The following is a 12,391-nucleotide window of genomic DNA, read 5'->3' as shown; positions in this document are numbered from 1 at the left end:
GAACGGCCTCACTGGTCAAATGTGTCGGTGCAGCCGACATAGCCGATATCAATTGCACGCGTCTATGATGCCTCCAGAACAGCGAAGGGCCGGCATTTACCTTGTCTCATCACTTCTGATTGTGACGCTTGCCAGAAGATTGCCCTTGTGCATTGATCTGACCTGCTGGGGTAGCTGTCAACATTCTCTGCGAAGCTATTGTTCTTCGGACCGTAATTGGCGTCGGCTGGTCGCGAATGAGGCGGGGTAGAGCAGGTCTTCATCATCCGGCTATTCAGACCTGCGAAAGCTATGCTGCGAATGACGACAGGAGAAAATACAGGTGCTTGGGGACCGGGATAGAATGCGGAAATCCGTCTCGTTGATATCGATGCTGCTGGCGTTCGTCGCCCTAGCCGGGGAGGGGCATGCGGCCATTTCCTACGAACGTCTGGAGACCGCGCCGGGAGAGCGCGTCCTGACGATAAAAGGCGTGTTCGAGAGTTCCGACGATGCGATGACGCTTGTCGACGAATATACGCAGTACCAGCCGAGCTATGTTACCTTTGACTCGCCAGGCGGAAACGTGGTCGCCGCGATCAGGTTCGGCCGGGCCCTCCGCCTCCTGAATGCAAAAACGATACAGATCAGAGCCGCCGAGTGCGCGTCGGCTTGCGCCTTCTCCTTCGTCGGCGGCGTTGAAAGATTTGCCGAGCCGGGCTCTATCGGCGTGCATCGGGTTTCCCTGTCCGACGATGTTGCCATCGACAACAAATTGGCCGTTTCGACTGTTCAAGCACTGACCGGCGAGATCATCGGCTATCTCACTGACATGGGGGTAAGCCCCAACCTGCTGCAGCTCAGTCTGTCGATCGACAGCACCGATATACGGTATCTCACCGCTGCGGAAATGCGGGACTGGAATATCAACACGCCCGAGGATATGCCTTCGGCACAGGAAAGCGCGCCGCCCTCGCCAGGCGCCGCACCGCAGGAGAGCGCAACACCCGCCGACATGCCGTCAGAGCCGAGTGATTCCGAGGAGGCGGGCGCACCGGAACCCGGCGACCTGACCACGGAGGCGGTTGATTTCGCAAACCGATACAATGACGAATGGTCGAAAGACAGCGCATCGGCGTTGGCCTTCATGAAGGGCGTCTATGCCGACGAGGTCTCCTTCTTCGGAAACTCGGTCGACAAAGACGCCGTCCTGAAGGAAAAGGCAGCCTTCGCCCAACGCTGGCCGGAGCGCATCTACCGCGTCAAGCCGGGCTCGGTGACTGCCAGCTGTGCCGGAAAATGCGAAATGTCGGGAATTGTCGAATGGTTTGCCGGAAATAGGGACACGGGTAAGACGTCCTCCGGGATGGCCGAATTCTCTTACGTGTGGAACACGGCCTCTCTGCAGATCGAGTCCGAGACCGGAAAGGTGCTCGCCACGGACAAGGGGGCCAAGGCGCCGGATCGGTTGATCCATCAGTGGACAGGACTGGACGACATCTGCCGCACGAGTGTCGATCGCACTGGACCCGAAACGCTGCGGGCATGCAAACGGCGCGACGAACTCGGTCCGCTGCTCAATCGCGCCGACTGGTGTTATGGCGAAAAGGACGAAGCCGAAATAAACTGGGAGTGGCACAAATGCGATGCCAATTCCCGGAGGTACGCAGAGTAGATATTGCCGGTCCGCAGGCAATGACCGCAAAGTTCGGCAGCTTGCCTGAAGGAAGAGATCGGTGAAAACTCATCTTCCTGAGTGAGGCCGAGCATGTCGGAAGACGAGCATGCCGCATCGAATGCCGTCTCTTCGGGATCCGACGATCCCGAGAAGCCGGCGGAGCGTTATAAACTCGGCCTCTGCCTTTCGGGCGGTGGCTATCGGGCCATGCTTTTCCATGCGGGATCGCTTGCGAGGCTCAACGAGGCTGGCCTTCTGGCGAAGCTCGATATGATCTCGTCGGTCTCGGGGGGATCCATCGCCTCCGGCCTGCTCGCCTATATCTGGCCGCGGCTGGTGTTCAAGAACGAGGTCGCCGTCAATTTCAAGACGGAATACCTGGATCGCATTCTCGCCCTCAGTCAGGTGTTCGCGGATGGGCCGAGCTTCCTGAAGGGCGTGTTCAATCCCTTCTCAAGCGCGGCCGAGGAAGCCGCCAAACTATACGAGCGGCATCTGTTCGATGGACGATCGCCAAGCCTGCGCGATCTTCCGAGATTGCCCTGGTTCGTATTTTGCGCCAGCAATCTCAGCACCGGTTCGCTCTTCCGGATGTCGAACCGCTATATCGCGGATTACAGGATCGGGGTGTCGTTTCGTCCGGCATTGTCGCTCGCAGCCGCGGTTGCCGCTTCGGCGGCATTCCCTCCCGTGTTGTCACCGCTGCGATTGGACCTGTCGCGGTTTCCCTGGAAAAGGGAAAAACTCGACGACACGGTTGGCGAACCAGTCGCTCCGGGCAGGGCGATATTGAGCGACGGCGGCGTCTACGACAATCACGGCATCGAGCCCGCGCTGAAACGCTGCGACTGCCTGCTCGTCAGCGATGCCGGCGCGCCTTGGCGCTCCTCGACCCGCGGATACTGGAATTATCTCTCCCAGCTGAAGCGCGTTCTCGATACGACGGACAATCAGGTGCGGTCGTTAAGGCGGCGAGACCTGATCGCCGGCTTCAAGGCTGCAAAACGGGCCGATACGCTTGGCCTCGACGATGTCGCGAAATCGGCGCTGCGCGCAAGAACCCATGGCGTTTATTGGTCGATCGACAGCAAGGACGCCGACCTCAAACCCTACGCCTCTTACTCGAGGCCTCCGGCATCGGTCGTTCCGTCCGAGATCGGCACCTACCTCCATTTCCTCGGCGCTGATGAGACGGAGCACCTGACGAATTGGGGGCACTATGTCTGCGATGCGATGCTCAACCGGTTCTATCAACCGCTGCTGGCGCCATCGTCGGGGCCGCCATTGGCGGCCGGTACGGTGAAGCCGTCTTGGGCGGCGAGGGCGAGCAAGCGCCTGTTCGACATTCTGCCGTTTTGACGAGAGCCGGAGGTGCCGGTTATAGAGCGCGCGAAGGAGCACCAACTCCAAGCTAGAGATTGAAATCAACCTCAGATAGCTATGTTGCGTCGGAACACACTAAAACAATTTCGGGCGTATCGAATGTTGCGCAACGTCATTTCACGCTTCTCAATGCTTGGACTATCCATTCTGGTCATTCCCGCCGAACTTGCTCTGGCCGACGACAATACAAGCGTCCAGACGATCGCGCGCAGCGATCTGGCCATGGCCAAGGTCTCAAAAGGGAGGTGGACGGCTTCTTCGAGAAACTGCGTAATCCACCGCCGGGAACCGAAAATATAGCATCAAGTTGGGTTTTACGGATAAGGCCGAGGGCGTGGCGCTGTCCACCGATCAGAGGGCGCCAAATGTGGAATTCATGTGGGTCTATCAGATCAAGGCATCAGGTGACCATTTCACCGCTTTACCTGGCGATACACCGGAGTCGGAGATCTTCGACTGGATGTCGAGAACGGGAAAGTGAAGGGAAACTATACCGCTTGCCCGCTGCTGTTGGCCGGCCCGAAAGAACAGTTGGAACAATATCGCGAAATCTACGGCATTGTCTGTGATTGGCCGAAAGGTCGCTCCTGTGCTCCCATCAAACATGGTCGCGGGTGGTTGTCTCGGTCGTGGCGTAGGCGGGCCCGATGGTGGGGCAGCAGCGAGGCAGCGGAAAGCCGCAGGTCGGCAGGCTCACGCTTCTACCGCCGCCGTTCACCCCGACTAGGTAGTTCTGTGATTGCATTGCGAACCCGGGAGAGCAAACATTTATGACTTCAGGGCTGCCCAATGGAGAAGTACGGCCAGGGACCGGGGATTCCGGGCAGATCGAGCTGTCCACGTAGATCAAAGGAGAGATTTGCACCGACAACGAGATCGCGCACGGTTCGGGAGGCGATGATATCGCCTGGTCCGGCGCAGTCGGCAAATCCTGCGGCAAGCCGCAGCACCGGACCCGCATAGAGGCCGCCTTGCCGTTCGCATTCGCCGACGTGAATGGCTGCGCGAACATCCAAGCCGATGTGATGCAGGCGGCCGCGAAGATCGAATGCACAGGTGATCGCCTGGCTGGGCTGCCGGAACGCGGCGACAAGTCCGGATTCCCGCAGGTCGATCGCCTCGCCGTCGGCGGCGCGAAGCTGTCGAACGGCGTCGTCCCGCCAATCTTTCACCCGACCGGAGGACGCGCCTTGAACATCCAAGTGCAAGACCGTCAGCAAGGCGCTTTCAGTCGGGGCAGGCCGGGCGGAGACCAGGAACCGCTGGATTTCGTCCATCAGCCGGTCGGAATCGGCGCCCCAGATAATATGGTCATCGCCGGGCAGCTCGACATATATCGCGCCGGGAATGCGGCTTGCCAGATAACGCCCTTCTTCGGGCTTGACCCAGCGGTCGCCGGTTCGGTGGGTAATCAGGGTCGGAACTCGGATCACGGGAAGGATATCGCGCGCGTCGATCTCGACGCTCCAGCGCCACAAGGAGATCGCATCGGTGGGGGATGCCGAATTGCGCAGGTACCCCGCAAACCATTCACGTTCGACCATATTGTCGATGAGGCTCGGGGCCGCCCGGCTGAGGTCCGCCGGGCGACCCCATTCCCGCTCAATGGCAAGCAGTTCCTCTTCGAGCTCCTCTCGGGTACGCCCCCAGGGATAATCCGGTGACCAGAGACCCCTCGCATAGGCTCCATGTAGAATGAGGGCAGCCGTGCGTTCGGGATAGCTCGCGGCGAACAGCATGCACATGAGGCCGCCTTCCGAGCTGCCGAACAGGGCCGTCTTTTGTGATCCAACCGCATCCAGCACGGCGCGAACATCCTCCATGCGCTGATCGAGTGTTGGAAAGCCAGTGCCACGATCCGATAGGCCCGTGCCACGTTTGTCTATGCGGATAAGGCGACAGAAGGAACCGAGACGGTGCAGAACGCTCGACAATTTCGACGATTCCCAGGCATAGTCGAGGTTGGAAACCCAGCCTTGAACATAGACGAGGTCGAAGGGCCCGTCGCCCGTCACCTGGTAAGCGATGTTGACCCCGTCCGATTTCACATAGCGGGTTTGAGGACGGGCTTCGAACGACGCTCCTTCCTCTGGTGATCGCTCGGCAGGCGGCGCCATGCGGCGCGCCAGCAAATCTTGGTAGAGAGCCCGCGTTTCGGGCTCGGGCTGCACGCCGAGCTGCTTGCGCAACGTATCGGCGCAATTCCGGTATTGTGCGAGGGCGAGATTGAATCGTCCCATCGCTGCATGGGCGCGCATCAGCGTACGATGCACATCTTCGCGTAACGGCTCCAGAGCGAGCAACCGCGTTGCGGCGGATATGGCGGCGCCCGGTTCGTTCCTCCCGATGTGGCGAGTAATGAGCTTTTCCAGGGCGGCAGTGGCGATGATCCGTAGCCGTTCCCTTTCGGTGCGAAGCCAGTCTTCGAACGGTTCTTCAGCAAGGTTGAAACCTTCGAGGAGCTCCCCGGGATAGAGAGCGATCGCCTGTTCGAGGTCGTCGGTCTGGGAGCCGGCTGCCATGGCCTCAAACCGCCTGACGTCGAGATCGGTGTCGTCGAGATCGAGCGCCACCCGGTCGCCTTCGATCCGGATCCATGCCCGTCCGGTCGCCTTCAGCGCTCGCCGCAGGACGGACAAGGTTTGCCGTAGGTTCGCGCGGGCCTGCTCTTCTCCGGTCCCGCCCCACAGCAAGGCCGCCAGTTTTTCGCGTGATTGGGACTGTCCGGTCTGAAGCGCCAGATAGGCCATCAAGGCCCGAGCCTTCCGCGTAAACGCTGGCGACCCCGCGGCAAGGCCCGGGCAGTCGAACCCACCCAACAGGGAGAGGAAAGGGCGCTTCATCGAATCCGCCATAGCCATCGCTTTTACGAATCCATCACATCCGGCCACACATCTCTTTGACGAGGGAGGAGGATCGTTGCGGACGGCGCCGCACATCGAAGTTGGAGGGTAGTGCAATGAGCTTCATCCGTAAAGGCGAAGAGGGCATGCCAACGGCAGTCGAGGGGCGGGTTCGCTGGCGCGCGCGACTGCATGATCTATGGGTTGCCGCCATCAATCCGGATGTCCCGTGGCACCGGTTGAACGAACATCTCCTGCGCGATATCGGCAAGAGCGCTGCCGATGCCGAGCGCGAGGCCTACATCAGGAGTTTTGGCTCGCTCCGCCGTTTTCGCTTTCCGGATCGCGAATAGCCGGTCCAAGTCTAACCGAGCGTCTGTCGACAAATCGAACGAATGAATATCGGAAGCGCTCCTGGAGGTTGCCGATCTTGTCCGGACTCTGTGAGTCCTTGACAATGGCTGAGATCACCTGATTCCCTGGGACCTAGACGATCAGATCGCGATCGTACCCGAGCCGTCCGGGCTTTTGACCTGCTGCCGACTGCACCCAGCCGTCATGCGCCTGTCTCTCGCCGCTCTCATCTTTGTTGAGGCGCCCCGCAGGGGCTCGAAGGAGGGGCGCGGGTAGAATCGGGACCGTGCACCATGTCCATCAAATTCAAACCGGAAAGTGGCCCTTCATCCCAAGGATCTAGGGGTTACGAACCGCTCGAGATAACCGGTGCCCGCCGCAATCTCGTCCCATCCGTCGAGATGGAGGTCAATGACGGCGAGTCCCGCCGTCGGGAACTTCTCCCCCATGCGTCGCAAGGCATCGACGTCGCCGTCCGCCACGATAAGCGAGGCCGCATTCTCCATGCCGGGATTGTGGCCGACGATGAGCAGCGTGCGAATGCCAGGTTCGACGGCTCGGATCACATCGAGGATGCGCTCCCCCGACACCTCGTAGATATCCGCCGCTTCGCGTTCGGGGATCTTTTTCGAAAGGGCCCCGCGGACAAGCTTCCAGGTTTCCTGCGCCCGGCGGGCCGGCGAGACGAGGGCTAAATCGGGGATCAGCTTTTCGCGCCTCATATAGGTGCCGATAACGGGTGCTGCCTTGCGCCCGCGATCCGCCAATGGCCGTTCATAGTCGGACACACCGTCGGGCCAGGCGGATTTGGCGTGGCGCAGAAGGATGAGGCGGTGTTTCGGCAGCATGGTTTCGGCGTCGCTTCGTTTCGTGGTGACTCCCGGAGCATGAAGGCCGCCTGCGATACAGCTCGCAAAATAAACGGATGTCACTGGCAGGTCCAGTTGTCTCGTCTTACGTTTACGAACTTGAGCATCCCGCGGATAGGGCGTTTCGCTGCTCTTGCGATTGTTTCTCTATTTGTTCCTCAGAGGATTCTCCGGGCACTTGTTCGTGCCCGGACGGCCTCCTGTATCGGGTTGGCCATTTCTTCTGTCGGAAATGGCCAACGCTTTTGACCAGACTTGAAGTCTATTCCTTAAAACACTGAAGAACCGCAATCCTGCTCAGCTGCACCCGCTCGTCGCACCGCATGTGTCGCACTTTTCGCAGGTGCCGTTCCGCACCATCGTGAAGTTCTGGCACTCCGAGCACATGTTGCCCGTGTAACCCTGCATGATCGAGCGCTGGCGGCGTTCGGCTTCCACCTTCTTGGCTTCGGTCTTGGCCGTTGCCGCGTCTGCTTGCGCCTTGTCGGAGAAGAGGGCGGTTGCGTCGCTGGCGATTTCCTCGAGTACCTCTTCGGCGATCTCTTCCGCCAATTCCTTGGCGCGCTCCTCGTAATCGCGCTTGAAGGCGACGATTTCGGAGGTGGAGACGGCGACCGTCGGCTCCAGCTTGCGGGCAGCGCTGCCGGCAAAGGCGGTTACCGTGCCGGTGGAAGCGGCGCGGGCCGGGGCTGCGGTGGCCGCACCCTTGGGTTCGCCGGCCTGTCGTTCACCGCCAGTGCCGGAGACCAGGGTCGGCTTATAGCCGCGGGTCCAGCCGGTGGAGAGCAGGTTGGTCTTGCCTTCCTGGATACCCTTGCCGAGCGCGGTATTCGAGAAGTCGGACGTGTCGACATGTGCGAGGTCGTGGCGGCCGAGATAGGAGACGGCCAGTTCGCGGAAGACGTAGTCGAGGATCGAGGTGGCGTTCTTGATGGCATCGTTACCGATGACCATGCCGGCCGGCTCGAACTTGGTGAAGGTGAAGGCCTCCACATATTCCTCGAGCGGCACGCCATATTGCAGGCCGAGCGAGATGGCGATGGCGAAATTGTTCATCATCGCACGGAAGGCAGCCCCTTCCTTGTGCATGTCGATGAAGATCTCGCCGAGGCGGCCGTCGCCGAATTCGCCGGTTCTGAGATAGACCTTGTGTCCGCCCACGGTGGCCTTCTGGGTGTAGCCCTGGCGGCGGTTCGGCAGCTTCTCGCGTTCGCGCGAAACACGCTCGATCACCCGTTCGATGATCTTCTCGGTGACGGTAACGGCCTGGGCGGCGACCGGCGCCTGCAGCAGTTCTTCCAGCGCTTCCTCGTCGTTCTCGTCTTCGATCAGCGAGGCGTTGAGCGGCTGCGACAGCTTCGAGCCGTCACGGTAGAGGGCGTTCGCTTTGAGGCCGAGCTTCCAGGAGAGCATATAGGCGTTCTTGCAATCCTCGACGGTTGCCTCGTTCGGCATGTTGATCGTCTTGGAAATCGCGCCCGAGATGAAGGGCTGGGCAGCCGCCATCATGCGGATATGGCTTTCCACCGATAGGTAACGCTTGCCGATCTTGCCGCAGGGATTGGCGCAATCGAAGACCGGCAGATGCTCGGCCTTGAGGAAGGGCGCGCCTTCCAGCGTCATCGCACCGCAGACATGGATGTTGGCGGCTTCGATGTCCTTCTTCGAGAAGCCCATATGGTCGAGCAGGTTGAAGCTCATGTCAGCGAGCTGCTCGTCGGAAACCTTCAGCGTGTCCTTCAGGAAGTCGGCGCCGAGCGTCCACTGATTGAAGACGAACTTGATGTCGAAGGCGCTCTTCAGCGCGGCGTTGACGGCTTCCACCTTCTCGTCGGTGAAGCCCTTGGCCTTCAGCGTCGACGGGTTGATCGCCGGCGCCTGGTTCAAGTTGCCGTGGCCGACCGCATAGGCCTCGATCTCGGCGATCTGGCTTTCCGAATAGCCGAGTGTGCGCAGCGCTTCCGGCACGGCGCGGTTGATGATCTTGAAGTAGCCGCCGCCGGCGAGCTTCTTGAACTTGACGAGGGCAAAGTCAGGCTCGATGCCCGTCGTGTCGCAATCCATGACAAGGCCGATCGTGCCCGTGGGGGCGATGACCGAAACCTGGGCATTGCGGTAGCCGTGCTTTTCGCCGAGCTCGAGCGCCTTGTCCCAGGCCGATTTGGCATGGGCGGCGAGATCCTGGTCGGGGTTTTCCGAATGGATCAGCGCGACCGGATCGATCGACAGCGCCTCATAGCCGGAGGTTTCGCCGTAAGCGGCGCGGCGATGGTTGCGGATGACCCTGAGCATGCTCTCGCGGTTCGGCGCGAAATTCGGGAACGGGCCGAGCTCGCCGGCCATTTCAGCCGAGGTCGCATAGCAGACGCCGGTCATGATCGCCGTCAGCGAACCGGCGATGGCACGGGCCTCAGCGGAGTCGTAGGGGATGCCCGACGACATCAGCAGGCCGCCGATATTGGCGTAGCCGAGGCCGAGCGTGCGGTATTCGTAGGAGAGTTCGGCAATGCGCTTCGACGGGAACTGCGCCATCATCACCGAGATTTCGAGCACGACGGTCCACAGGCGAACGGCATGCTCGTAGTCGCCGATATTGATGCGCTTGGTGGCCTTGTCCTTGAACTGCAAGAGGTTCAGCGAAGCGAGGTTGCAGGCCGTGTCGTCGAGGAACATGTATTCCGAGCACGGGTTCGAGCCGCGGATCGGGCCGCCGGCCGGCGAGGTGTGCCAGTCGTTCATCGTCGTGTTGAAATGGATGCCCGGATCGGCCGAAGCCCAGGCGGCATAGGAAATCGTTTCCCAGAGGTCGCGCGCCTTCAGCGTCTTCATGACCTTGCCGTCCTTGCGGGCGGTCAGCTTCCATTCGCCGTCATTCTCGACAGCGCGCAGGAAGTCGTCCTTGATCGAGACGGAGTTGTTGGAGTTCTGGCCCGATACCGTCAGATAGGCTTCCGAATCCCAGTCCGTGTCGTAGGTCTTGAATTCGAGATCCTTGTAGCCCTGGCGGGCGAACTGGATGACGCGCTGGACGTAGTTCTCCGGAACCTGATCCTTCTTGGCGGCGCGGATCTCGCGCTTCAGGGCAGGGTTCTTGGCCGGGTCGAAGCAATCGCCGTTGTCGCCTTCGCAATTGAAGCAGGCCTTCATAATCGCCTTCAGGTGCCTGGCGACGATCTTGGAGCCGGTGACGAGAGCCGCAACCTTCTGCTCTTCCTTGACCTTCCAGTTGATGTATTCCTCGATATCGGGATGGTCGATGTCGACGACCACCATCTTGGCGGCGCGGCGGGTCGTGCCGCCCGATTTGATGGCGCCGGCGGCGCGGTCGCCGATCTTCAGGAAGCTCATCAGGCCGGAGGAGCGGCCGCCGCCGGAAAGCTTTTCGCCTTCGCCGCGCAGCATGGAGAAGTTGGAGCCGGTGCCGGAGCCGTATTTGAACAGGCGCGCTTCACGCACCCAGAGGTCCATGATGCCGCCTTCGTTGACGAGATCGTCCTCGACCGACTGGATGAAGCAGGCATGCGGCTGCGGGTGTTCGTAGGCGGACTTGGACTTGGTCAGCTTGCCGGTGAAGGGGTCGACATAGAAATGGCCCTGGCCGGGGCCGTCGATGCCATAGGCCCAGTGCAGGCCGGTGTTGAACCACTGCGGCGAGTTCGGAGCGACCCGCTGGGTGGCGAGCATATAGGCAAGCTCGTCCTTGAAGGCGGCAGCATCTTCTTCCGAAGAGAAATAGCCGCCCTTCCAGCCCCAATAGGTCCAGGTGCCGGCGAGGCGATCGAAGACCTGGCGCGCATCGATTTCGGAGCCGGTCTGCTCCTCCTTGGGCAGGGTCTTCAGCGCCGCATCATCGGGAACGGAGCGCCACAGGAAGGAAGGAACGTCATTCTCCTCGACCTTCTTCAGCCGAGTGGGGACGCCGGCCTTGCGGAAATACTTCTGCGCCAGAACGTCGGTCGCGACTTGGGAGAACTGCGCAGGCACGTCGATATTCTCGAGGCGGAAGACGATTGACCCATCCGGGTTCTTGATCTCGCTCGTCGCCTTACGGAATTCGATATCCGCATAGGCGCCTTGGCCGGCCTTCGTGAAACGACGTTCGATGCGCATAGTCTTGACCTCGCGTTGGCGCCCGTCCCCAGGGCGCAAATTTCCTATCCGGCGGCACATTGTCGTCGTGCAGCCAGTCTCGTTTCCGTATCGTGACAGGGGTGTCATCCGGAGATGTCCTTCCTGTATCTTGTGGTGATGGTGGCTGCAAACACTAAATATAGTATTAACAGCTTATTATCGCCAGCCCCGATGTCACTTTTTTTGGAGGCAGAAAACCGCGCAGAAATCCTCTTTGGCTTAGGCCGGTTCCGGCACAACAGCCTGATTCTGCGTCTTGTTTTTCAAAGGGAACCGGGCTCGTACCTCCGGTCCTGTCGCCGCCGCAACATCAGGAACAGTAAAGTTTGAAACCGCTGATTCCGTCAAGGGCTGGTTTTTAATTGAATGGTAACCACAACATCTTGTGGACGCGCCTGTGGAGATTGGGGAAAGCCGGGGAGCGCTGGAAATACAATGACTTGCGGGCGTTGCCGGCTAAGGAAAATGTCGCAGCGGCAAAAAAGTGTCCTGCGGCAAATCTTGTGATGGCATTTCCGGCGCAAATGCGCTTGCCGATTCGCTGAGGAAATCAGCGCTGTCTAAAGTGCGCCGAGGATGGCGGCGCAATGCGGGTTTGCGGCGATCAGCGCGCGCCAGCGCCCTTGGCGATCGGTTCCTGGTAGGTGAAGCCCATGTCCCAGGGGAAATAGATCCAGGTGTCCTGGCTGACCTCGGTGATGAAGGTGTCGACGGTCGGCACCCCCTTCGGCTTGGCGTAGACGCAGGCGAAATGCGCCTTCGGCAGCATGGTGCGAACCTGCGCCGCGGTTTTGCCGGTATCCGTCAGATCGTCGACGACCAGCACGCCTTCACCGCCGTTTTCGGCAAGCTCGGGCGCAATTCCCTTGAGCAGCACCATGTCGCCCTGATTCACATAGTCATGATAGGAGGCGATGCAGACTGTCTCGATCAGCCGGATGTTCAGTTCCCGGGAGATGATCGCGGCCGGCACCAGGCCGCCGCGGGTGATGCAGACGATCGCCTTGAAGGCTTGATCGAGGCCGGCAAGCCGCCAGGCAAGGGCGCGCGCATCGCGGTGGAATTGATCCCAGGAAACGGGAAAGGCTTTATCGGGAAGGGACATCGGGCTGCTCCGCGGCATGAATAGAGACGAAACGCCGTTGACCGGCGAC

The 12,391-nt window shown here is 60.6% G+C and carries 7 protein-coding genes; 3 read left to right on the top strand and 4 right to left on the bottom strand.

Annotation, left to right across the window (positions count from 1 at the left end; all coding sequences use genetic code 11):
* Positions 1 to 343 precede the first annotated feature (343 nt).
* Both ACQ7C1_RS26590 and ACQ7C1_RS26585 read left to right on the top strand, forming a co-directional pair.
* Positions 344 to 1,654, top strand: a complete 1,311-nt coding sequence (locus tag ACQ7C1_RS26590; RefSeq protein ID WP_430960422.1) for a hypothetical protein — start codon at positions 344 to 346, stop codon at positions 1,652 to 1,654.
* A gap of 93 nt (positions 1,655 to 1,747) precedes the next feature.
* Positions 1,748 to 3,016, top strand: coding sequence for a patatin-like phospholipase family protein (locus ACQ7C1_RS26585; RefSeq protein WP_430960421.1), 1,269 nt, complete (start codon positions 1,748 to 1,750; stop codon positions 3,014 to 3,016).
* A gap of 800 nt (positions 3,017 to 3,816) precedes the next feature.
* Here ACQ7C1_RS26585 and ACQ7C1_RS26580 read toward each other — a convergent pair.
* A complete protein-coding gene (locus ACQ7C1_RS26580; protein WP_430960442.1) occupies positions 3,817 to 5,790 on the bottom strand; it encodes an alpha/beta fold hydrolase in 1,974 nt (657 codons plus the stop codon).
* Between the two features lie 209 nt (positions 5,791 to 5,999).
* Here ACQ7C1_RS26580 and ACQ7C1_RS26575 point away from each other — a divergent pair, with 209 nt between their 5' ends.
* Entirely contained in the window at positions 6,000 to 6,236 is a 237-nt protein-coding gene (locus tag ACQ7C1_RS26575) for a hypothetical protein (RefSeq protein WP_430960420.1), read from the top strand.
* A gap of 327 nt (positions 6,237 to 6,563) precedes the next feature.
* On the opposite strand, the gene ACQ7C1_RS26570 is transcribed toward ACQ7C1_RS26575, so the two are convergent.
* The 3 genes from ACQ7C1_RS26570 to gpt form a co-directional block, all read right to left on the bottom strand.
* Positions 6,564 to 7,085 (bottom strand): SixA phosphatase family protein, encoded by a 522-nt coding sequence (locus ACQ7C1_RS26570; RefSeq protein ID WP_430960441.1) that lies wholly within the window; start codon positions 7,083 to 7,085, stop codon positions 6,564 to 6,566.
* 318 nt (positions 7,086 to 7,403) lie between these two features.
* A complete protein-coding gene (locus ACQ7C1_RS26565; RefSeq protein WP_430960419.1) occupies positions 7,404 to 11,216 on the bottom strand; it encodes a vitamin B12-dependent ribonucleotide reductase in 3,813 nt (1,270 codons plus the stop codon).
* A 625-nt stretch (positions 11,217 to 11,841) separates the two neighbouring features.
* Positions 11,842 to 12,342, bottom strand: a complete 501-nt coding sequence (gpt, locus tag ACQ7C1_RS26560) for a xanthine phosphoribosyltransferase (protein ID WP_183700832.1) — start codon at positions 12,340 to 12,342, stop codon at positions 11,842 to 11,844.
* Positions 12,343 to 12,391: the final 49 nt, after the last annotated feature.

Origin of the sequence: Rhizobium sp. Nf11,1, from assembly GCF_050587665.1 — a bacterium.
GTDB lineage: Bacteria > Pseudomonadota > Alphaproteobacteria > Rhizobiales > Rhizobiaceae > Rhizobium.
The sequence above is the reverse complement of the archived record's forward strand: the minus strand, read 5'-3'. Positions and strand labels throughout refer to the sequence as shown.

Excerpts from the sequence above, each read along its gene's own strand:
- gpt (WP_183700832.1), bottom strand. The coding sequence starts at position 12,342 with ATGTCCCTTCCCGATAAAGCCTTTCCCGTTTCCTGGGATCAATTCCAC.
- ACQ7C1_RS26570 (WP_430960441.1), bottom strand. The coding sequence starts at position 7,085 with ATGCTGCCGAAACACCGCCTCATCCTTCTGCGCCACGCCAAATCCGCC.
- ACQ7C1_RS26565 (WP_430960419.1), bottom strand. The coding sequence starts at position 11,216 with ATGCGCATCGAACGTCGTTTCACGAAGGCCGGCCAAGGCGCCTATGCG.
- ACQ7C1_RS26585 (WP_430960421.1), top strand. The coding sequence starts at position 1,748 with ATGTCGGAAGACGAGCATGCCGCATCGAATGCCGTCTCTTCGGGATCC.
- ACQ7C1_RS26580 (WP_430960442.1), bottom strand. The coding sequence starts at position 5,790 with ATGGCCTATCTGGCGCTTCAGACCGGACAGTCCCAATCACGCGAAAAA.
- ACQ7C1_RS26575 (WP_430960420.1), top strand. The coding sequence starts at position 6,000 with ATGAGCTTCATCCGTAAAGGCGAAGAGGGCATGCCAACGGCAGTCGAG.
- ACQ7C1_RS26590 (WP_430960422.1), top strand. The coding sequence starts at position 344 with ATGCGGAAATCCGTCTCGTTGATATCGATGCTGCTGGCGTTCGTCGCC.